This window comes from Rubrobacter sp. M3-4 (assembly GCF_059772285.1).
Genome location: NZ_JCBAJP010000010.1, coordinates 38806 through 59047, shown reverse-complemented (window position 1 = coordinate 59047; position 20242 = coordinate 38806). Strand labels below are relative to the sequence as shown.

The window sequence follows — 20242 nt, the reverse complement described above, 5'->3', positions numbered from 1 at the left end:
GGACTCTTTTCTTGAGGGAAGGATCTACAAAGTTTCTCGCCGGCGTCCTTCTCGGCGCCCTGGGTGGGTTCGCCGCCGGATCCTTCGTCACGACCCCGGCGGCCCGCTCCGCCGGACACTCTCTGCTCGGGGGCCTCGGCATCTCCGCCCGCCACCTGGGGAGCGCCCTCTCCCGGGCCGCGGACGGCCTCGCAACGACCTTCGAGTCCGGCTACACCCGTCTGCGGGGGCGCGAAGCCTACCTCGAGCGCGAGATCGAAGAGCTGCGCGAGCAGATCGAGAACCTCGAGGGTCGGCGGGGCTGATCGGCCCTCTCAGCGGCCGAAGAGCCGGCGGATCCAGGTCGGCAGCCCCTCGTTGAAGCCGGCCTCCGTGGCGCGTTTGTAGTCCTCGAGGTCCTCCTCCCGGATGGGGGCCCCCAGCTCGCCGAGGATGGCCCGGGCATCCCGCACCCGCTGCTCCGGCACACCCTCCCCGAAGACCGCCTCGACCAGATAGTCCCCGTTCCACCGTATCCTGTAGATCCTGAGCCCCACGATCTCCCGCTCGGAGAACCTGCGCGCCAGCTCGGCCGCACAGCCGCGCGCCTCGTCCTCGCGGGCGAACTCGTAACCTATCGCCCGGGTTCTCTCTCCGGGATCAGCCATCTCAGCCTGCCTCCCGCTCAAATTCCATGCGCGACAACCAGAGTCCCGGGTCGTGGATCTCCGCGAGGCTCGGCAGGTTCTCCGGCCGCTCCCAGACACGCCCGAGCCCTTCCATGCCGACCCGCCTCGCGACGACCTCCGCGAACTGCTCGCCGAGGCGGTACTGTTCCATCTTGAGGTCGAGCCCGGTCAGCCTGAAGATGGCGCTCTCCAGCGGAGGACGATGCTCCCGGCTGCGGGCCATCGCGGAGCTTATGTGCTCGTAGTGGGGCACCATCTCCCTGCCCACCCGGTGCATCACGTAATCCGAGTATCCCTCCACGAGCGACATCACGGCCTGCACCCGGTCGAAGGTCGCCCGTTGGGAGCGGCTCATCAGGAGCTCGAGCGGGCGTCCTCCGCTGGAGAGGTTGTCGGCCAGACGCCGCAGAAGCTCGCGCAGACCGAGCCGCTCGGCCAGGGGCGCGAGCAACCCCTGCATGAGATCCCCGAGGTGCTCGCCGAGCCAGGCAGCCCCCTCGAACTGCAGCGCGTGGGTCATCTCGTGCAGAACTATCCAGAGCCTGAGCCCGTCGAGTGGAACCCCGAGCCTCGCGGCGGCGGAGGCGATGTTCCCATCCAGGAAGAAGACCCTGCCGGGCCTCTCACGCCGCGCCGCGAATGGTCCGGCGTCGTACTGCCCCAGAACCCGCGTGGAGAGGAACCCGAGCAGGACCCCGACCTGGGCCGTGAGCGTCACGCCGCCGAGCGCCCACGCGAGGTCTCCGGTGCTCCCGGCGGCCTGCCTCAATATAGGCTCCAGCACGGCACCGAAGTTCTCGATGTTGAGGTCTATCCACCGCGCGCGGTCTGAGACCAGCACCCGCTGCGACTCGAAGGGCTCCCGGAGCGGGATCCCGGTGAACTCACAGAGTGGGCCGAGGGCGTGACGGACCGCGGCCGGGTAGTCGAAGCCATCCGCGGCCGGGCTGCTCTCGGTACGCGCGGCCAGCGCCACCGCTATGGCGCGTGCTGCACCCCAGGAGATCATCGCCTCTCTCTTCCCGAGACAACCATCACAACCAGGAGTATAACGCCGGCCGGGCTCCACGCGGTTGCCATCGCCCCGGCCAGGGGTTATATTCCTTGCATGGGCTTCGGCATCGGCTTCCAGGAGATGTTGATCATCGGCGTCATCGTGCTGGTGCTCTTCGGACCCAACAAGCTGCCGCAGATGGCGCGTGACCTGGGGCGCTTCGTCAACGAGGCTCGTCAGTCGATAGACGAGATCAAGGAAGAACTCACCGCCGAGAGCGACGGGAACTCCTTCGAGGAGGACGAGGACTTCGAAGACTACTACGGCGGTGGGCGCGGGGAGCCGGAGAGAGAGGTCTTCGAAGAAGAAGACGAGGATTACGAGCCCCCGCGCGAACGCGCCAGGAAGTCGGGTGCGGAAGCCCGGGGCGGGGAGGACGGCCCCGCCGGTGAAGGAGCTCGCTCTTCCTCCTGAGCTTCTCTTTCAGCCTTCCTTCTCTTCCGCCGAGCCGCTCCGAGCGGGCGGCACGTAGAGAGCACGCCGGAGCGGGTTCTCGTGGTTGCTCCACCCGCCGCGGCTCACGTTCTCGGTAGCCTCCAAAAACATCGCCACCCGCGCGTCCAGGTTGTCTATGTGATGGATCAGCATCGCCTCCAACGTCCGCGGACGCTCGGGAGCCCCGTACTCCGGCTCTCCCTGATGTGAGAGCAGGATGTGAGAGAGTTCCAGCTCCAGCTCCTCGGGGAAGCCCGGCACCCGCCCGACGTAACGGTGCAGGATCCTCTCCCCCAGCACCACGTGACCCTGCAGGCGTCCCCTGTCGGAGTATGAGAACCCTCCCCCGTCCCAGGACAGCTCATCGACCTTGCCCACGTCGTGGAAGGCCGCCCCGAACAGCAGGAGGTCCCGGTCGACCGGGTAGATCTCGGCCAGAGCCCGAGCCACCCGCACGCATTGCACCGAATGCTCGAGCAGCCCCCCGATGCGCGCGTGGTGCATGCTCTTGGCCGCAGGGGCAGTGCAGAACGCCTCCCAGAAATCCTCGTCCGCCACCATGGCGTCGAAGAGCCGCTTCAGGTGGACATCCTCCAGCTCCTCTCCGACCGACTCCATCTCGGCCGCCAGCGCCGCCAGGTTCCTCTCGGTGACCGGGACGTAGTCCTCTTCGTCAACCTCTTCCCGGCCGAGGATCGTGAGGCGTTCGACCTTCACCTGCAGCATCCCCCGGTACTCGTGGGTGACGCCCTCGACGCGGACGTACTCCGGCCCGTCGAGGCCGCCGAGGAGATCCTTGGGCAACTTCCACATCCTAGCGTCCACCGATCCCGTCCTGTCGACCAGCCGGAGCGCCATATAGGGGACGCCGCGGCTGTCGTTGCGCACCGCGGCGTCCGTCGCCAGGAAAGTCGCGTCGAGCCTCATGCCCGGCTCGAGATCTCTTGCCCAGAACCTCTCTTTCCCCAGAGTGTCTCTGCTCCTCTAGCTCCGGTTATCCCTTGACCGCCCCGGCGGTGAGCCCGGAGACTATCCTGCGCTGGAATATCAACACCAGTATAACAAGCGGGACCGTCACGACCACCGCGGCCGCCGCCTGCGCGCCGTAGTCTATGGTGTGTATCCCGGCGAAGTTCGGTATCACCACCGTCACGGGCTGGGTCGAGGCGGTGAAGAGGAACGTGAGCGCGAAGAGGTAGTCGCCCCACGCCTGGATGAAGGTCAGGATCGCCGCCGTGAACACGCCCGGTGCGGCGAGCGGGACGATCACCTTCCGGAAGGCCTGCAGCGTCGTCGCCCCGTCCACCCTCGCGGCCTCCTCGAGATCCTTCGGCAGCTCCTTGAAGAAGGCTACCAGAAGCCAGACCGTGAGAGGCAGCGCGAAGACCGTATCGGCGATGATCGCCGCCCAGTAGGTGTTTATCAGGCCGATGTCGCTGAACTGCTTGAAGAGCGGGGCGATGATCGCCACCTGCGGGAAGAAGGCCACCGCCAGGATGAACGTCAGCACGGTGCTCTTGAAGCGGAAGCGCAGCCGGGCTATCGCGTACGCCGCGATCGAGCCGAAGAACAGACAGACTATGGTCGTTATTCCGGCGATGATCACGCTGTTCCTCAAAGCCAGCAGGAAGTCCCGATTGGCGAAGATGGTGTGCCAGTGGCTGCCGGTCGTCTGGTGAGGCCAGAGGGTCGGCGGCGAGGCGAAGAGCTCGGTCTTGGTGACGATGCTCATCTTGAACACCCACAGAAGGGGCGCCACGCTCACCAGCACGAAGAGCGTGACGAACAGGTAGAAGAGGACCATGTTGAGGTTGAATCCCCGGCTCTTTCTCTTCCTGCCGGTGGACGCCGCGGTAGTAGTCGCACCTGCCATCTCTCACTCCTCCGTGGAGGTCTGCATCCCGAGGACCCTTATGAAGAACAGCGCGATGAGCAGCGCGGAGATGAAGATGAACACCGCCGCCGCGTTGCCCTCCGGGAACTGGAGCTGGCTCACCCTCACCGACTGGTAGACGAACGTCGAGAGCGACTCGAGCTGCTGCCCCCCCAAGACCCAGAACAGGTCGAAGACCCTGTAGGCGTCGAGGATCCTGAACAGCAGCGCGACGAGCATCGTCGGCTTCAGAAGCGGCAGCGTTATCCGGATGAAGCGCTGGATCGCGTTGGCCCCGTCCACCCTCGCGGCCTCGTACACCTCGCCGGGGATCGTCTGTAGCCCGGCCAGCAAGAGCAGCGCCATGAACGGCGTCGTCTTCCAGGCGTCGACTATCACGCAGGCGATCATGAGAAGCGTCTGGTCCGAGAGTATGGGATGGCTGACCAGCCCGAGAGCGTGCGCCACGTAGCTTATGACGCCGACCTGGTCCTGGAACATCAGCCGCCACATCGTGGCCGAGATGACCGTCGGGAAGGCCCACGGGATCAGAACCGCCGCCCGAACCAACCCCCGCCCCCTGAAGGAGCGGTTTATCGCCAGCGCGATCGCCATCCCGACCACAAGCTCTATGGTCACGCTGGCCACCGTGAAGATTATCGTGTTGACGAACCCGCTCTGGAAGTCGGAGTTCTGGAACATGTTCACGTAGTTCTGGACCCCGACGAACGAGCCCGTTACGGTCGGCGTGCCTCCGTGCAGGCTCAGCCAGATCGCGTCCGCCACCGGGTAGAACGCGACCGCCAGCACGATCACGAACACCGGCAGCACCATGAGGTAGGCCGTCCTGCGCTCGGGGTTGCCGAACTCCTCCTTCAGCCATCCTCCGCCGCGTCTTCGCGGCTTGGCTGCGGTGGTCACCCGCTACTCCTTTCCCTGAAGCTCAGGCGTTCTTGCCCTGCTTGATGATCTGGGTGAGCTGCTTCTGCAGCGTGTCCGCCGCCTGCTTGGGGCTCTCCGTCCCCTTGAGCGAGTCGTTGAACTGCTCCTGCATCTTCAGCGACATGTCAGAGTAGTACGGCGAGACCGGCCGCGGATGGGTGTGGCTGATCGCGGCCGAGTTCCGCATCGTCGGAACCTTGTTCAAAAGCTCCTTGTCTTTGTAGAGAGCGCTGAGCGTCGGCAGATAACCACCCTTGATCGCGAACTTCTTCTCGTTCTCGGGCGAGGTCATGAACTGGATGAACTTGTAGGCGGCATCCTGCTTCGTCTTGTCCGAGAGAGCGCTTATGTAGAAGTTCCAACCCCCCAGGGTGCTCGCCGTCTCGTTGTTCCCCGAGACCGGTATCGGGGCGAGCCCGATCTGGCTCGGCTTCATCTTGTACTGCGAGGCGAGCCCGTACATGTACGGCCAGTTGCGGGCGAAGACGGCCTTGCCCCCGAGGAAGACCGGCTCGGTCTGCGGCTCCTGGTAGGTCGCGACGGCCTGCGGCGCCACCCCGCTGGTGACCATGCTCCGCTCGGTGGCGATTCCCTGGATCGCCGGCGGCTGCCCGACCACCACCGTGTTGGTGTTGTAGTCCTTCAGGACGTTGCCCCCGTTGGTCCAGATGTACTCCATCGCATCGCAGACCCCGCCCTCGTACTTGTCCCCCTGGAAGACGAAGCCGTTCTGGATGCCCTGCTCCTTGGTTATCTTCTTGGCCATCGACTTCAACTCGTCCCAGGTCTTGGGCGGGTTCTTGTAGCCGCTCTTGGCCAGAAGGTCCTTGCGGTAGTAGAGCATCCCCGCGTCGGTGAACCAAGGCACGCCCCAGATCTTGCCCTGCCAGGTCATCGACTGTATCGGCCCGGGCAAAAACTTCTTCTGGTCGCTCTCGGTGAAGCGGTCGGAGAGGTCCACGATCCAGCCGTTCGCCGCCAGCTGCGCCGGCCAGATCACGTCCCCCGCGATCAGATCGATGTTCGTCTTCTGCGCCTGGAACTCGGTCTGGATCTGGTTGAAATACTGCCCCGTGTCCGAAGGCATGTGGCGCCAGGTCACCTTGATCTTGCCGCCGTTCTGCTTGTTGAACTCCTTGATGAGCTGCGCCAGCGTCCCCGAAGCCTCCCGGCCGAACGCCACGGTGATGTTCACCGGCCCGCCGCTGCCGGAGCCGCCGCTGCTGCTCCCCCCTCCACAGCCCGCCGCCCCGAGCAGCGCCGCCCCCGCAAGACCTCCTCCCCCAATGCGCAGGAAGTCCCCGCGGCTCAGCTTCCTCCCGGCATCACCACTCTTTTTCTCCATCAGCGAAGCCCCTTTCCCTCGCTCTTTGCTCGTGGTTTTACCGTACGGTAACATACTAAAGGGCTTTAGTAAACTGGTTTGGGGTGGCGTTTATGGCACGCGTTACTATCTCCGATGTCGCGCGGCGAGCCGGGGTCTCGCCGACTACGGTTTCTTTCACGTTCAACCGCCCCTGGGAGCTGAGCCCGGAGACGGTACGGAGGGTTCTGGAGACCTCCAGGGAGCTTGGCTATGCTCCGAACCCGCACGCGAAGGCGCTGCTCTCCAGCAGGTCCGGGGTCCTGGGGCTTCTCGTACCGGAGAGCATCACCGACGCGTTCGCCAACCCGTTCTACTCCTGCTTCGTACAGGGGGTCGGGAGGGTGTGCAACGAGCGGGAGCTTTCGATGATGATCGTCTCACCCATAGACGAGTCGATCGGCGAGGCGATCACGCGGGCGCCGGCGGATGGGTTCGTGGTGGTCGGGCTCGGCGAGGACCACGAAGACATCGCGCCGCTGGCGCGTCGGGGGGTGCCGTTCGTGGTGGTGGACGGGACTTCGGAGTACGCACCTTCGGTGAACGTCGAGGACGAAAGGGGCGCCTACGAGGCCGCCGCTTTCATTCTGTCGCACGGTCACGAGGACGTACTCTTGATGTCATTCCTGAAGCCGGAACGCTACCGGGACGATCCCTACCGGGACGTCGGGCAGCGCAGGATGGCCGGCTACCGGCGGGCGTTCGAGGAAGCGGGAGCGGGCTGGGAGGAGGGGCATGTTCTGGACGTTCCGTGCTCCTTCGAGGGAGGGAGGAGATGTATGCTCGAGCTCTGGAGAGCGGGCAGGCGGCCGACGGCCCTGATCTGCATGAGCGACGCCGCCGCTTTGGGAGCTCTCCTCGCGGCCAGAGAGCTCGGGCTTCGGGTGCCCGAAGACCTGGAGGTGGTGGGCTTCGACGACATCCCCGCGGCCAGGATCTCCCATCCACCGCTCTCGACGGTACGCCAGCCCACCGTCGAGAAGGGAGCGGCCGCGGCGAACCTGCTCGTCCGGGCGATAGAAGGAGAGGACGTCGCGCAAGAGCACGTCGTGCTCCCCGCCACCCTCGTCCTGCGTGGGAGCACCCGTAGTAAGAAGGGAGCCCCGGCCAAAGCGCCGGGGCTCCCCTGATCCAGGTGCAGCAAAACTAGAGCACGGCCTCCTCGCTCTCCGGGTCGAAGAGGTGGATCTTGCTCGCGTCTATCGCCAGGCGGATCTTACCTCCCTCGCGAGCCTCGCTCTCGGCGGAGATGCGAGCCACCATCATGTCGCCGGTCGTCTCGGTGGAAACCTCCCCGGCGTCCTCCTCCTGCGAGCCCGCCCCCTCGGTCATCTCCTCCAGGGTCTCCAGGTGGGCCGCCTGTTCCCTCGGTATCTCGAAGTAGACGTACTTCTCGCTGCCCATGCTCTCCAGGACCTGCGGGGTGACCTCCAGGACGCTCTGCTCGCTTCCGGCTCCCAGATCCTCCGCCAGGCTCGCGTCCTCCATGTGCTCGGGCCGGATACCGAGGATCACCTCCTTGTTCAGGTACTCGCCGACGTCGCGGCCGTAGACCTGCTTACCCCTCGCGGCCAGCTCTCTGGAGACCGGGATCCGCGTGCGCCCGAAGACGACCGCATAATCTCCGTTGTCACGCTCGACGTGCGCCCGGATGAAGTTCATCGCCGGAGATCCGATGAACCCGGCGACGAAGATGTTCTCCGGGTACTCGTACATCCGCTGGGGATCGGCGATCTGCTGCACGACCCCGTCTTTGATGACCACGATCCTGTCGGCCATCGTCATGGCCTCGGTCTGGTCGTGGGTGACGTAGATGGTGGTCGTGCCGATGCGGTTGTGCAGCTTGGAGATCTCGGTGCGCATCTGAACGCGCAGCTTGGCGTCGAGGTTCGAGAGCGGCTCGTCCATCAAGAAAGCCTTGGGCTCGCGGACTATCGCCCGGCCCAGCGCGACCCGCTGCCGCTGACCACCGGAGAGCGCCTTCGGCTTGCGGTCGAGGAAGCGCTCGATGCCGAGGATGCGCGCCGCCTCCTCGACGCGTCGAGCGATCTCGTCCTTGGGGGTCTTGCGCAGCTTGAGGGCGAAGGCCATGTTCTCCCGCACGTTCATGTGCGGGTAGAGGGCGTAGTTCTGGAAGACCATCGCGATGTCCCGGTCGCGCGGGGGGAGGTCGTTGACGACCTCGTCACCTATGTACAGCCGCCCCTCGGTGATGTCTTCGAGACCCGCGATCATCCTGAGCGCCGTCGTCTTCCCGCACCCCGAGGGCCCGACGAAGACTATGAACTCACCGTCCGAGATGTCTATGTTCATGTCCCTGACGGCCACCACGTCCTCGCCGTAGACCTTGGTTATGTTCTCTAGCGTGACCTCCGCCATGAGACGGACCTCCTTCCTCGGCCCTCAGACCGCCGCGGGCCTCCCGCGCCCGCACGCGACGTCTGCGGGGGCCTCTGTTCCCACCACTGCTGCTTCACTTCGGATTCTAACCTATCGGGCATGCGTTTCGTAGCCCAGGTACTCTCTTTTGACTTCGAGTATGCGCCGGACCGAGGCGCGGACCTGCCGCTCCGGGATCTCCCCGGACCTCACCGCCCGGAGCACGGCGCGGTACGCCGCCTCCTCCTGCCCGTAAGAGGAGGTTATGAGCAGAAGGTCGGCCCCGGCCTTCGCGGCCCGGACGGCGGCCTCGGCCGGGGTGCCCGACCCCTTGGCCCCGGCCATGTTGAGGTCGTCGGTGACGATCACGCCCCGGAACCCGAGATCGTGGCGTAGCATCCCGATCGCCTTCGGGGAGAGGCTCGCGGGCCGCTCGGGGTCTATCGCCGGGTAGAGCAGGTGCCCGACCATCACCATCGGCACCCCGGCCTGCACCGCCGCCTCGAACGGCGGCAGATCGTACGCGCGTACGGTGCGCAGGTCGTGATCGACGACCGGCAGGCCGGTGTGGGAGTCGCTGGTCGCGACCCCGTGGTTCGGGAAGTGCTTGGCCACAGAGACGATTCCCGCCTCCCTGAAGCCTCGCACGGCCGCCGCCCCCATCTTAGAAACGAGGGCCGGATCCTCCCCGTAGGAGCGCGAGCCGATCGCGGCCCCGAACCCGGTATCCACAACCGGGGCGAAGTCCGTGTTGACGCCGCCGGCACGGAGCTGCCGGCCCATCTTCAGGGCCACCTTCCGCGCCTCTCCGGGATCCCCGCCGCGTCCGATCACCTCGGCGGAGGGCTCCGGAGAGACCCAGGGGGCGTCGGCGACCTCCCCTCCCTCCTGGTCGGTGGCTATGAAGAGCGGTACGCGGGCCTCCCGCTGCAGCGCGCCGGTCAGCGCCCGGGTCTGCTCCCGGCTCTGCATGTTGTAGCCGAAGAGCATCACCCCGCCGATGTTCTCCTCCCGGATCATGCCCTCTACGCGACGGTCCGGCGTGGTCCCGCGCATACCCACGATGAACATCTGCCCCACGGCATCGCGCAGGCTCATGCGACGTGACTCAGAGACGACGGTCTCTCCCCCTCCGGAGGAGCCACCTCCGAAAGCAGGCGCTTGGGGACCGGGTGCCGCCCTCGAAGCTCCGTGGCCCGTCCGCCCCGCGCACCCATAGAGCAAGGCAAGGGAAACCACAGAGAGGACGAGACAGAGCTTCGCGCTCGTACCCGGAACGAAGCCGTTCATCGCCTCTCCAGGCCAAGACAGCCCTTCCGCCAGGCTCCAAGATCCCTGTGCTTGAGTATGGCGGAGAAACCCAGCTTTCGCGCCCGCGCGCAGAGCTTCTGCAGGGTCATCCCGGTATCGGTGTACTCGGCCGAGAAGACCGCCTTGTTCCTCTCTACGAAAGGCTCGAGCTTGTAACACCAGCCCTGAGCGAAGCAATCTTCGGTGAGCGCCCAGTCATAGTAGCCGACGAGGTCCACGACCTGCCGCGGGTCGTTCTTCAGGCCGATCGAGAGCCCGATCCGGTGCGCCTGGCGCGCGAGCCACCGGTTGTAGCGGAGCTGATCGGCGTAGGTGATCCTGAACCCCGTACGGTTGGTGTATCCGTCGATGTTGTCCGGCTCTATCGCGTCGAAGCCTTTCCTCCTGCACATCTCGAAGCGGGAGCGCATTATCGGGGCGAGCCGTCTGAGCTTCCGGATGTCCAGCCACCTCTCCCCCGGCCACGGGCCATCCCTCCTCCCGATCACCGACCTCGGGAACCTGCCGGCATCCGGACGCCATCTCTCCCAGGTCCCGACATCGACGTAGCAGATCACCTTCACACCTTTACGGTGCAGTCTGGCCACCGTCCTCTTCGAAGTATCGAAACCGTCCACGTCGTAGACCCTGACGGGATAGGAGGCATCCACCTTCCCCTGCAGCTGCCACTGCCAGCTGGTCCCGGGCCTCGGCCTCCAGATGGCGGCCCCATCCTCGAAGACGAAGCCCGACAAACCGATTACGAGCAATGAGAGAACCAGAGTGAGATACCCTCTCTTCCCCGGCATGAACACGCAACGTAGTGTACAGGATGCGATCACGCGAGGAGAGGGACTGAGAACCATCCCGCTCTCGGTTATCCTTTGGTTGGCGTGATAGAGCTCAGATACGAATCCGGTACGCTGGTCGCCACGGGCGAGAAGCCGCCGGAGCCCTTCGTCTGGGACTCCAGAACCCGTCAGTGGCGGGCCCCTGCTGGTGCCTACCGCGAGACAGTACTCTCTCTGCGCGAGTCGGGCATCCCGCACCGGGATCTCGCGGGAAACTTCGAGAAGCTTCGGCTCGAGTCTCGCGTCTCCATCGAGATGCGTCCCTACCAGAGCCAGGCGCTCGCCGCCTGGTGGAAGGCGGGCCTGCGCGGGGTGGTAGTGCTCCCCACCGGTGCCGGCAAGACCACCGTGGCGGTCCGGGCGATGGAGCGGACGTCACGCAGCACGCTGGTCGTGGTCCCCACGCTCGCGCTGATGAAGCAGTGGTACTCTGTCCTGCAGGACGCCTTCGGAGGATCGATAGAGATCGGGCTCCTCGGCGGCGGCTACCACGAGATCACCCCGATCACGGTCACCACCTACGACTCGGCGTACATCCACGCCGAGCGCTACGGCGACCGCTTCGCGCTCGTCGTCTACGACGAGGTTCACCACCTGCCCGCCGAGAAGTACGCCATAATCCCGAAGATGCTCGTCGCCCCCTACGCCCTCGGGCTCACCGCGACCCCCGAGCGTCCGGACGGCGGCCACGAGCTGCTTCCGGAGCTGGTGGGGGGCGTGGTCTACCGGCGCTCGGCGGAGGATCTCGCGGGATCCTACCTGGCCCCCTACGAGCTGGTGCGCATCCCGGTCGAGCTCACCGCAAAAGAGCGCTTCGAGTACGCCCAGGCGGACGCCGTCTACCGGGATTTCCTGCGGAAACACCAGCTCAGCGTGCGCTCTCCGGAGGACTGGCAGAGGTTCATCCTCGTCGCCTCGACCAGCCACTCCGGGGGTAGGGAGGCGCTGCTCGCCGCCAGGAGGAGGCGCGAGATCCAGTCCTCGGCGGTGCGCAAGGTGACGACGCTCGAGAGCCTCCTCAAAAAGCACTGGGACGACCGCTCGATCGTCTTCACCAAGAGCGTCGAGGAGGTCTACGCGCTAAGCCGCAGGTTCCTGATCCCGGGCATAACCTACGAGACCCCGGCGAAGGAGCGCAAGGAGATCCTGGACCGCTTCCGCGAGGGCCGCTACCGGGCGATAATCGCCTCCGACGTCCTCAACGAAGGGGTCGACGTGCCGGACGCGAACGTCGCCATGATCCTGGCCGGAAGCGCCTCGGTGCGCGAGTACGTCCAGCGGCTGGGGCGGATCCTGCGCCCGAGAGACGGCAAGCGGGCCGTGCTCTACGAGCTGGTGACGAGCGCGACCGGCGAGGAGTTCACCTCCCGGCGCAGGCGCGAGGCCTTCGCCTGATGCTGCGCGGCGAGCACGTGATGGCCCACCTCCGGCGCGGGTTCGTCGTCCCGCACCGGCTCTCGCCCGAAGACGGCCGGGCACTCGAGGCGGCGGGCAAGGTCTGCCGCGTCTACGCCTCGCATCTGGGCCGTCCGAGACGCGAGCTCGAAGAGGCCCTCTCCCGCGCCGAGGAGGAGGCCGGACCCCGGCTCGATCCGAGGCGCGGCTTCCGGGTGGTGCGGGCGCTGGCGAAGCTCCTCGAGGAGCGATCCGGGTGGGCTCCCCCGACCGACGCCGACCCCTACACCGTGCGCACCCGCATCTTCGAGCTCGCCGCCGCGATGCCCGAGCTCCCGGCCTCCGAGCCCGGGCTCCTCGACGTGGCGACCCGCGAGGAGGTGCTCGCGCAGGTCTCGCGCGAGACCGGCCTCGAGGATCCATCCGCCGTCATGTACGCCGACCGGCAGGCCGAGCAGATCCTCGCGAACCTCTCCGAACCCTCCCCCGAGGAGCTCATCGCCCGCTACAACACCGCTCAGGTCCAGGGCGTGCTCTACTCCGCACGCGAGCTGGTGGTGGACCTGGGCCGCGAGGCCGACGCCAGGACGGTCTTCGGCTACGTGAAGCTGCTCGGTCTGATCTACCGCCTGGAGATCACCCCGGATGGATACCGGCTCCACCTCGACGGCCCGCTCTCGATCTTCAGCGGCACCCGCCGCTACGGCCTGAGGATCGCCAAGTTTCTCCCCGCCCTGCTTCTGACCTCGCCGTGGCGCCTCTCCGCGGACGTGACCTGGCGCGGCCGCGAGGCCCGTCTGGAGCTCGACTCTAAGAGCTGTGATCTCGAGAGCCACTACGCGGCACCCGAGGCGGCGGAGGAAGAGGACCTGCGCTCCGCCTTCCGTACGTCCTGGGAGCGCACCCGGGATGTCGCCGGCTGGGAGCTCGACGCCGAAACCTCGATCATCCCCCTCCCCGAGCTCGGCACCGCGCTCGTACCGGACTTCACGCTGCGCCGGGACGAAGAAGAGGTCTACCTGGAGATCCTCGGCTTCTGGAGCAGACGCCACCTCGTCGAGCGGGTGCATCTGGTCCGGGAGGCCGCGAAGCGGGGGAAGAGGGTGCTCGTCGCGGCCTCGGAACGCCTCTCCGTCTCCCCGGAAGCCCTCTCGGAGGCCGCGGAGAGCGGGGTGATCCCGTTCAAGGGCCGGCTGCGCCCCGCGGACGTGCTCGAGCGGCTCTAGCGTCCCCTGATCGCACCAGCGAGCAGGCGGATGGCGAGCGGCCGGAGGATCTCCCGGGCCGCCCTGCGGGCCCGCTCCTCCTCCGTCCCGGAACCGTCCGGCGAGAGCCTCGCCGCCGCGCGCACCAGGTTCGGCATCCTGCCGTCGGCGCTCTCCACCCTGCGTGCCAGGTACTCCAGCGTCACCCCCGCGAGCAGCAGCCGGTGCACCTCAGGCGACCCTTCCGCGGTCTTGCCCTCGATGTTCAGCCGGGGAACGATCCGGTCCAGCCAGCGCGGGAACCACCAGTTCCACCTCCCGAGCAACGTCATCGTCGCCGGGACGAGGACCAGCCGGATCACGGTGGCGTCGACGAAGATCGCGGTGGCCAGCCCCAGCCCGAACTCCTTGATGATCCTGTCGTCCCCGATGACGAACGAGAGGAAGACCAGGACCATTATCGCGGCGGCGGCCGTTATGACGCGCGCGGTGAGCGCGAGCCCCTCCCCCACCGAACCCCTCGGGTCCCTGCTCCTCACGTAGCTCTCCCGGATGCGGCTGACCAGGAAAACCTCGTAGTCCATCGAGAGGCCGAAGAGGATCGCGAAGAGCATCATCGGCAGGTAGGATTCGATCGGGCCGGTCTTCCCGACCCCGAAGATACCCGCCGCCCACCCCCACTGGAAGACGGCGACCAGGACGCCATAGGCCGCCCCGATCGAGAGCAGGTTCATCACCGCGGCCTTCAGAGGCACCAGCACCGAGCGGAAGACGGCCATCAGAAGAAGGAAGCTCAGCCCGATCACGAGCGTGAAAAAGTAGGGCATCCGGGAGGAGATCTTGTCACCGATGTCTATGAACGCGGCCGTCGCCCCGCCCACGTACGCCTTGACACCGGTACCCCCGAGCACCCGGGGCAACACGTGAGCCCGCAGACGCTTTACGGTATCCGTGGTCTTCTGGCTCTGGGGTGAAGTCGTCGGGTAGGCGGTTATGACGGCGGTGTTGCCTTCCTGGTTGAGGTTCGGCGGCGTCACCTCGGCCACGCCCCCGGTGCTCCCGAGCGCCCGCTCCACACGGCTCAGGGTGGACCTGGAGAGCCCACCGTTCTTCTCGAGCACCACGAGCAGCGGCGCGTTGAACCCGGGACCGAACCCCTCGGTCAAGAGATCGTAGGCTCTGCGGCTGTGCATCGAGGTAGGCTTGTTCCCGTCGTCGGAGAACCCCAGGCGCATGCTGAAGACCGGCAGCGCGAGCACCACCAGGAGGGAGGCCGCCAGGACCGCATACACGAGCGGACGCCTCTGTATCTGCCCGCTGAAGCGGCTCCCCAGAGAGCTCCTCCCCTCACCCCGCGGCAGCGGAACCCGCCACCGGTCCACGTTGCGCCCGGCGAGCGCCAGCAGCGCAGGAAGGAGCGTCACCGCGACCACGACGCTGAGAGCCACCACGAGGGCGGCCGCCACACCGAGTGCGGTTATGAACGGTATGCCCATGGTGAAAAGCCCCAGAAGCGCTATGGCGACGATCGTGCCGGCCGAGACCACCGCCCTGCCAGAGGTGTCGACCGCCTGTGCCACCGCCTCCTCCACCCCGAGCCCGGAGGAGAGCCCCTCACGGAAACGTACGACGACGAAGAGCGCGTAGTCTATCCCGACGCCGAGCCCGATCATGGCCCCGAACGCCGGGGTGAAGGTGCTGAGGTCCGTGACGCGCGTGAGAAGCTCCACGCCGGCCAGCCCGGTCCCGAGCCCGGCGAGCGCGGTGGCTATCGGCAGCCCCATCGCCACGACGGAACCGAAAGCGACGAGGAGTATGGCAACCGCGGCGGCGAGGCCTATCGCCTCGGAGCGCCCGGGAGGGGTGGTCTCGGTCGCCGAGATCACCTGCCCCCCGACCTCGACCCTGAGCGTCTTCGTGTTCGAGTTATCAGCGAGATCTTCCAGCTTCTTCACGCTCTCGGGGTCGACCGCGGGTGCGAGCTTGTCGTACTGCACGACGGCGTAGGCTATCCTGCCATCCTTCGAGATGGCGCCAGGCATCCTGTAAGGCGAGCTGACCCCCGTCACCTCCGGAAGCTTCTCCGCCCTGCGCAGGATCTTCTGTATCTTCCGTTCCACCCCTGGGCTGGCAATCTCGCCCCGGCGCGCCTTGAAGACCAGGGTGGCGGAATCCCCAGCCTGACTCGGGAACCTGCTCCGGAGCAGATCGAGCGCCTTCTGGGACTCGGCCCCGGGCAGCTTGAAGGAGTCTACGAAATGACCTCCGTAGACCTGGGAGAGAACGCCGAAGACGCTGAGCACGACGGCCCAGCAGACGATGACCGCCCATCTCCTCCTGACCGCCAGGCGCGCCCACCTCCCGAGCAGGCTCTCGCCGCGCCGGCCGCCTTCTTCTCTGAAACCCTTCTGCTCTGGTCGCGAGCGGATCAAAACCCCTCCGTCATACCGGTGCTCCGCGGGAGTGGACCCGCACATCGGCTCCTGTTTCTACCACCTCCGCACGCCCGAAGACGTGCTCGTTTCAACCAACGACGCCAGCACCCTCGCGGCCATCGGCCGCAGGACCTCGGACGCCGCGCGCCGGGCACGCGCCATCTCCGTCTCTCCTTCGACCTCGGGGACGAGCCGGGCCACCGCGCCGACGAGCGCGGGAGATCCCCCGGCATTCCCCTCCACGTAGAGAGCAAGATACTCGAGGAAGAAAGCCGCGAGCAATCTCTCTTCTCGTCCAGACCGGCTCCCCTCGGTGCTGCCGCCACGCCTCCTCGCCCGTTCCCCCGCCAAGAGGATTACGACGCTCCCGACCATCGCGTAAGCCGCGAGCACCGCGAGCGCGCCCGCGATGTGGCTCCCTCCGAAGTACACCGTATTCCGCACCAGCGTCGTCCCGGCCCCCGGCGGCAGCAAGATGCCCAACGCCCGCCAGGGCTGCGGCAAAAGCTCCGGCGCGTAAGGCCCCCCGGACGAAGGATTCCCGAGCACGACGAACAGCAGTATCGCGATCCCCGTCCCCGCGATCCCCAAGAGCGCCTGCAGGGCCGCCGCTGCGACGGCGGTGGCGAAGACGACGAGGGCGCCGATCGCGGCCAGATCCGCCCCCGGACCGCCGAGCGCCCCGATTACTCCCTCCAGCAACACCGCCCCGATCGCCCCGGCCGCCACCGCGTACGCGGCGAAGCCTCCCACGCGCCCCAGCGCCGCCCGCCAGCCCTCCACGTTCCTGCCACGCAGGATCGCCACCGCCGTCGCCAGCAAATAGCCCCCGACGACCCAGCCGACGACCGCGTAGAAGGACGAGAGCCCCCTGGAGTCCCCACCCGGGAGCGGCTTGACGTCCTTCACGCTGAGCGTCCGGCCCTGAGAGCGTTCGATCCCGGAGAACTCCTCCCGGAGCATGCGCGAGACGATCGGGCTCGCAGCATCCGCGACCAGCAGGCGATCTCCCCCACGCCCCAAAACGACGGCCCCGTAAACCTCGCGGTCGTCTATCGCTCCTCGCGCCTCCGACACCCCACGCTTCCTCTCCAGCTTCAGGTCGTTCCCCACCGCCCCCTCCACCACCCGCTCGAACCGGACCACCGCACCTTGCGACCCGACGACCGCGACCGGAACCTCGTGCGGCTTGGGAGCATGCAGCGCTCCCACGTAAGACCAGATGAAGAGCATCTGCAAAACGAACACCCCAACCCCGAGCAACACCGTGAACCGCGCCGGCGAGCGCAACACCCATACCCTCGAATACCTGATCTTCTCACGCATCTCGATACTCCCAATCATTTTATGACTGACCGTCGGTCATAAAATACACCGGGATGAGGTTGGGGGCAAGGCATGTGGATCAGGAGGAAGGAGCGAGGGCTTTACGGACGAAGAGCTTGGTCGCCTGTTTCAGGGCTTCCGGGTCATCGGGGATTCCGAAGGCCATGGAGGAGAAGAGGTTCTCTTCGACGGCGCCGGAGATCAGGTAAGCGAAGAGGGTTGGGTATCCGGCGGCGTCGGCCTCCCGGCGTTTCACCGCCTCTTCGATGATACGGGACATGGGCTCCACGTAGCGCCGACGGTTGTCTGCGGCGCCGGGTCCGAACTCCGTCGGGTAGTGGCGGTAGAAGAGGCTGAAGAGCGAACGGTTGGTGTGGTGGAACTCGAAGACGAAGTCTATGGCGGCGTCGATGAGCTCCGTGAAAGGGCCTTCCCAGCCCTCGACGAGGCGCATCAGCCGGGTTCGGCTCTCCTCGACGAAGCGTTCGCGCAGGGCGAGGGCGAGGTCTTCCTTGCTTCCGAAGTAGAGGTAGAAGGTTCCTTTGGCGACCCCGACCCGGCGGCAGAGCTCCTCCACGCTGGTGCTCTCGTAACCGTGCTCGGTGAAGAGCTCCAGCGCCGCTTCGAGGAATTCCTTTCGGCGTTCGGCGGGGGGTTTGGACCTGGGTCTTCCCCGGCTCCTTCGGCGACCATCAGCCACGGGAGCATCCTAACACACGGGTTGAGGTGCGCTCCGGGACCGCGTCCTTATAATCTCCTACATGGAGAAGAGCGTGAGATCTCTCGCCGCGCTCACGCTGGCCTGCGCGCTCGCGGCGACCATATTCGGGTTCGGGAGCGACGTGTTCTCCTTCAGGAGCGTCTACGCGGGGCACGTGGGGAGGGAGGCTTTGATCCAGACGGCCCGGCTCCTCGTGTACGTGGCGCTTGGGGTTCTGCTCGTCTTCCAGGGCGGATGGAGAGGCGTGGTCGCCGCCCTCTTCATGGTCGTCGTGGCCACCGCGGCGGAGTGGGCCCTCCTCTCCACAGCGCTCGGGTTCGCCAGCATCCCCGATCCTTCGGGCTACGAGCGGCGCTTCGCCGGATTCACCCGTCCTCCTTACGAGCGGTGGGCGCTCTGGGACATCCTCTCCGTCGGAGGAGCCGCCGCTTTCTCCTGGCTGCTCATCAGGATAGCCCACTTCGATCCCACGGGGCCTCGGGACGGATGACCTCCATCTCCTCGTCCTCGTCGAAGTCGAGCAGGAAGACCTCCCCGAGGGCGTTGAAGTCGTAGCGCGAGCGGGGCAGGACGCCCTCCTCCGAGTCCTCCACCTCGACGTCGGTGACCAGAACCCCGTGTCCTCTGCAGCGCCGGCACGGGATCGGACGCCAGGAAGCCCCGTCGTCTCCCAGACCGCCGCAGTTGGGGCACTCCCGGAACCCGGTGTAGCGGATCGTGATCTTCCTCACAGGAAAACACCCTCCGAAGAACCTTCTGGCAGACGTGAGTCTAACGCAGGAGGCGCTGACGTTGCATAATCTCCCGCGTGAAGATCACGCGAAAGAAGTTCATCGGGGCGCTGGTCGGCGCGGGGGTGCTAGCCGGCGGCGGTGCGTGGACGGTGCGTCAGACCGAGCGGCGGGCGCGGATAGAGAACGTCGCCCGGACCGTACCCGAAGGGAACGTGCTGCGTTTCCGTTCGCGCCCGGACCTGAAGCCCCCCGCCGTCGAGATCGAGAAGAAACCGAGGGGCATCTTCGACCGAAAGGGCGACTACGTCTTCCTCGCCCCGCAACCCAAGACCCCAGGACATTACGGGGCGATGATCCTCGACGGCGAGGGGCACCTCGTGTGGTTCTACCAGCCGGAGGGCCGCAGGCTGGAGAACTTCCGGGTGCAGCGCTACCACGACGAGCCGGTTCTGACGTGGTGGGAAGGCAGGGTCACGAACGGGCATGGACTCGGCGAGTACGTGCTGCTCGACCGTTCCTACCGGGAGACAAAGAGGGTGAGGGCAGGTAACGGATACAAAGGCGACCTGCACGAGTTCCTCATCACGCCACAGGGAACGGCCCTCTTCACCGTCTACCACCCCGTGCGCCACGATCTCACCCCCGCAGGAGGGAGCAAAGACGCCCTGGTCTACGACGGCATCGCCCAGGAAGTCGATGTCGAGAGCGGGAAGGTGCTCTTCGAGTGGCACAGCCTCGACCACGTGCCCGTAGAGCTATCCTACGGCAGGCCCCCGAAGAAATCGGACATACCCTTCGACTACTTCCACATAAACTCCATAGACGTAGACCACGACGGCAACCTCCTCATCTCTTCCCGCAACACCTGGGCCGTCTACAAAGTAGACAGGAAAGACGGGCACGTGATCTGGCGTCTGGGCGGCAAGAAGAGCGACTTCGAGATGGGCCCCGGCACCAGGACCGCCTACCAGCACGACGCCAGGCGCCACCCGGACGGCACGATCACGATCTTCGACAACGGCGGCAACCCGCCGGTGCACGAGCAATCCCGGGGTGTGGTGATCCGGCTGGACACGGAGAACATGAAGGCAGACCTGGTGCGCGAATACGTCCACCCGGGGAAGAAACTCCTCGCCGGGGCCGAGGGCAACGTACAGATGCTCCCCACCGGAGAAGCCTTCATCGGGTGGGGCTACGAGCCGTTCTTCTCGGGTTTCGGTCGGAGCGGGGATCTGGACTTCGACGCCCGCCTCCCCGGTCTGGGCCGCTCGTACCGGACCTACTGGCATCCCTGGGAGGGTCACCCGGAAGGGAGGCCCGCCGTGGTGGCGAAGAAGCACGCCGACGCCGCCGTCGTGTACGTGAGCTGGAACGGGGCCACCGGAGTGAGCCGGTGGCGGGTTCTCTCCGGCAAAGACTCCTCCGGTCTCACGCCAGCCGGTGAGGTATCGAAGAAAGGGTTCGAGACGGCCATAACCGTGCGTGGCGGAGGGCCGTACTTCGCCGTGCAGGCCGTAGACGAATCAGGCAACGTGCTCGCCACCTCCGGGACGATCAGAGCCCGCTGAGGT

General features: G+C 66.4%; 20 protein-coding genes. 7 read left to right on the top strand and 13 right to left on the bottom strand.

Features of this window, described 5'->3' with window-relative positions; all coding sequences use genetic code 11:
* Positions 1-11: 11 nt before the first annotated feature.
* On the top strand, positions 12-305 hold the full coding sequence (locus AC6EKW_RS11590; RefSeq protein WP_273889441.1) for a hypothetical protein: 294 nt from the start codon (positions 12-14) through the stop codon (positions 303-305).
* A 9-nt stretch (positions 306-314) separates the two neighbouring features.
* Here AC6EKW_RS11590 and AC6EKW_RS11585 read toward each other — a convergent pair whose 3' ends face one another.
* Together AC6EKW_RS11585 and AC6EKW_RS11580 are read right to left on the bottom strand one after the other, a co-directional pair.
* Positions 315-647 carry a hypothetical protein gene (locus AC6EKW_RS11585; RefSeq protein ID WP_273846495.1) on the bottom strand — a complete coding sequence of 111 codons (333 nt, stop codon included), beginning with the start codon at positions 645-647 and terminating at the stop codon, positions 315-317.
* A gap of 1 nt (position 648) precedes the next feature.
* Positions 649-1677 (bottom strand): zinc-dependent metalloprotease, encoded by a 1029-nt coding sequence (locus tag AC6EKW_RS11580; protein ID WP_498514465.1) that lies wholly within the window; start codon positions 1675-1677, stop codon positions 649-651.
* A gap of 99 nt (positions 1678-1776) precedes the next feature.
* Between AC6EKW_RS11580 and tatB the strand changes: the two genes are divergently transcribed.
* Complete coding sequence (gene tatB, locus AC6EKW_RS11575; RefSeq protein ID WP_498514464.1) at positions 1777-2136, top strand: Sec-independent protein translocase protein TatB; 360 nt, start codon at positions 1777-1779, stop codon at positions 2134-2136.
* 9 nt (positions 2137-2145) lie between these two features.
* Here tatB and AC6EKW_RS11570 read toward each other — a convergent pair whose 3' ends face one another.
* From AC6EKW_RS11570 to AC6EKW_RS11555, 4 genes are all read right to left on the bottom strand, one after another.
* Entirely contained in the window at positions 2146-3084 is a 939-nt protein-coding gene (locus tag AC6EKW_RS11570) for a 3'-5' exoribonuclease YhaM family protein (protein ID WP_273889445.1), read from the bottom strand.
* A 67-nt stretch (positions 3085-3151) separates the two neighbouring features.
* Positions 3152-3961, bottom strand: coding sequence for a carbohydrate ABC transporter permease (locus tag AC6EKW_RS11565; RefSeq protein ID WP_420542107.1), 810 nt, complete (start codon positions 3959-3961; stop codon positions 3152-3154).
* Positions 3962-4033: 72 nt separating this feature from the next.
* Positions 4034-4951 carry a carbohydrate ABC transporter permease gene (locus tag AC6EKW_RS11560; protein WP_498514463.1) on the bottom strand — a complete coding sequence of 306 codons (918 nt, stop codon included), beginning with the start codon at positions 4949-4951 and terminating at the stop codon, positions 4034-4036.
* A gap of 22 nt (positions 4952-4973) precedes the next feature.
* Entirely contained in the window at positions 4974-6317 is a 1344-nt protein-coding gene (locus AC6EKW_RS11555) for an ABC transporter substrate-binding protein (protein ID WP_498514462.1), read from the bottom strand.
* Positions 6318-6409: 92 nt separating this feature from the next.
* On the opposite strand from AC6EKW_RS11555, the gene AC6EKW_RS11550 reads away from it, so the two are divergent.
* Positions 6410-7465, top strand: a complete 1056-nt coding sequence (locus AC6EKW_RS11550) for a LacI family DNA-binding transcriptional regulator (protein ID WP_273889067.1) — start codon at positions 6410-6412, stop codon at positions 7463-7465.
* A gap of 16 nt (positions 7466-7481) precedes the next feature.
* On the opposite strand, the gene AC6EKW_RS11545 is transcribed toward AC6EKW_RS11550, so the two are convergent.
* The 3 genes from AC6EKW_RS11545 to AC6EKW_RS11535 form a co-directional block, all read right to left on the bottom strand.
* Positions 7482-8714, bottom strand: coding sequence for an ABC transporter ATP-binding protein (locus tag AC6EKW_RS11545; protein WP_498514461.1), 1233 nt, complete (start codon positions 8712-8714; stop codon positions 7482-7484).
* Positions 8715-8825: 111 nt separating this feature from the next.
* Positions 8826-9812, bottom strand: coding sequence for a glycoside hydrolase family 3 N-terminal domain-containing protein (locus tag AC6EKW_RS11540; protein ID WP_498514460.1), 987 nt, complete (start codon positions 9810-9812; stop codon positions 8826-8828).
* Positions 9813-10000: 188 nt separating this feature from the next.
* Positions 10001-10774, bottom strand: a complete 774-nt coding sequence (locus AC6EKW_RS11535; protein WP_498514459.1) for an endo alpha-1,4 polygalactosaminidase — start codon at positions 10772-10774, stop codon at positions 10001-10003.
* A 123-nt stretch (positions 10775-10897) separates the two neighbouring features.
* Here AC6EKW_RS11535 and AC6EKW_RS11530 point away from each other — a divergent pair, with 123 nt between their 5' ends.
* Together AC6EKW_RS11530 and AC6EKW_RS11525 are read left to right on the top strand one after the other, a co-directional pair.
* On the top strand, positions 10898-12250 hold the full coding sequence (locus AC6EKW_RS11530) for a DEAD/DEAH box helicase family protein (RefSeq protein ID WP_498514458.1): 1353 nt from the start codon (positions 10898-10900) through the stop codon (positions 12248-12250).
* A complete protein-coding gene (locus tag AC6EKW_RS11525; RefSeq protein ID WP_498514457.1) occupies positions 12250-13476 on the top strand; it encodes a DUF790 family protein in 1227 nt (408 codons plus the stop codon). The genes AC6EKW_RS11530 and AC6EKW_RS11525 overlap by 1 nt, the downstream gene beginning before the upstream one ends.
* Here the strand turns inward: AC6EKW_RS11525 and AC6EKW_RS11520 are convergent.
* The 3 genes from AC6EKW_RS11520 to AC6EKW_RS11510 form a co-directional block, all read right to left on the bottom strand.
* A complete protein-coding gene (locus tag AC6EKW_RS11520; RefSeq protein ID WP_498514456.1) occupies positions 13473-15887 on the bottom strand; it encodes an MMPL family transporter in 2415 nt (804 codons plus the stop codon). The two genes, AC6EKW_RS11525 and AC6EKW_RS11520, sit on opposite strands and share 4 nt — an antisense overlap.
* A 57-nt stretch (positions 15888-15944) precedes the next feature.
* Complete coding sequence (locus AC6EKW_RS11515) at positions 15945-17216, bottom strand: YhgE/Pip domain-containing protein (protein ID WP_498514455.1); 1272 nt, start codon at positions 17214-17216, stop codon at positions 15945-15947.
* 79 nt (positions 17217-17295) lie between these two features.
* Positions 17296-17916 (bottom strand): TetR/AcrR family transcriptional regulator, encoded by a 621-nt coding sequence (locus tag AC6EKW_RS11510; RefSeq protein WP_273889059.1) that lies wholly within the window; start codon positions 17914-17916, stop codon positions 17296-17298.
* A gap of 73 nt (positions 17917-17989) precedes the next feature.
* Here AC6EKW_RS11510 and AC6EKW_RS11505 point away from each other — a divergent pair, with 73 nt between their 5' ends.
* The gene (locus AC6EKW_RS11505) at positions 17990-18427 is read left to right on the top strand and encodes a hypothetical protein (RefSeq protein WP_273889058.1); all 438 of its coding nucleotides are present in this window, start codon (positions 17990-17992) and stop codon (positions 18425-18427) included.
* Here the strand turns inward: AC6EKW_RS11505 and AC6EKW_RS11500 are convergent.
* On the bottom strand, positions 18384-18668 hold the full coding sequence (locus AC6EKW_RS11500; RefSeq protein WP_273889057.1) for a hypothetical protein: 285 nt from the start codon (positions 18666-18668) through the stop codon (positions 18384-18386). The genes AC6EKW_RS11505 and AC6EKW_RS11500 overlap by 44 nt on opposite strands.
* A gap of 77 nt (positions 18669-18745) precedes the next feature.
* Here AC6EKW_RS11500 and AC6EKW_RS11495 point away from each other — a divergent pair, with 77 nt between their 5' ends.
* Entirely contained in the window at positions 18746-20239 is a 1494-nt protein-coding gene (locus AC6EKW_RS11495; RefSeq protein WP_498514454.1) for an arylsulfotransferase family protein, read from the top strand.
* Positions 20240-20242: the final 3 nt, after the last annotated feature.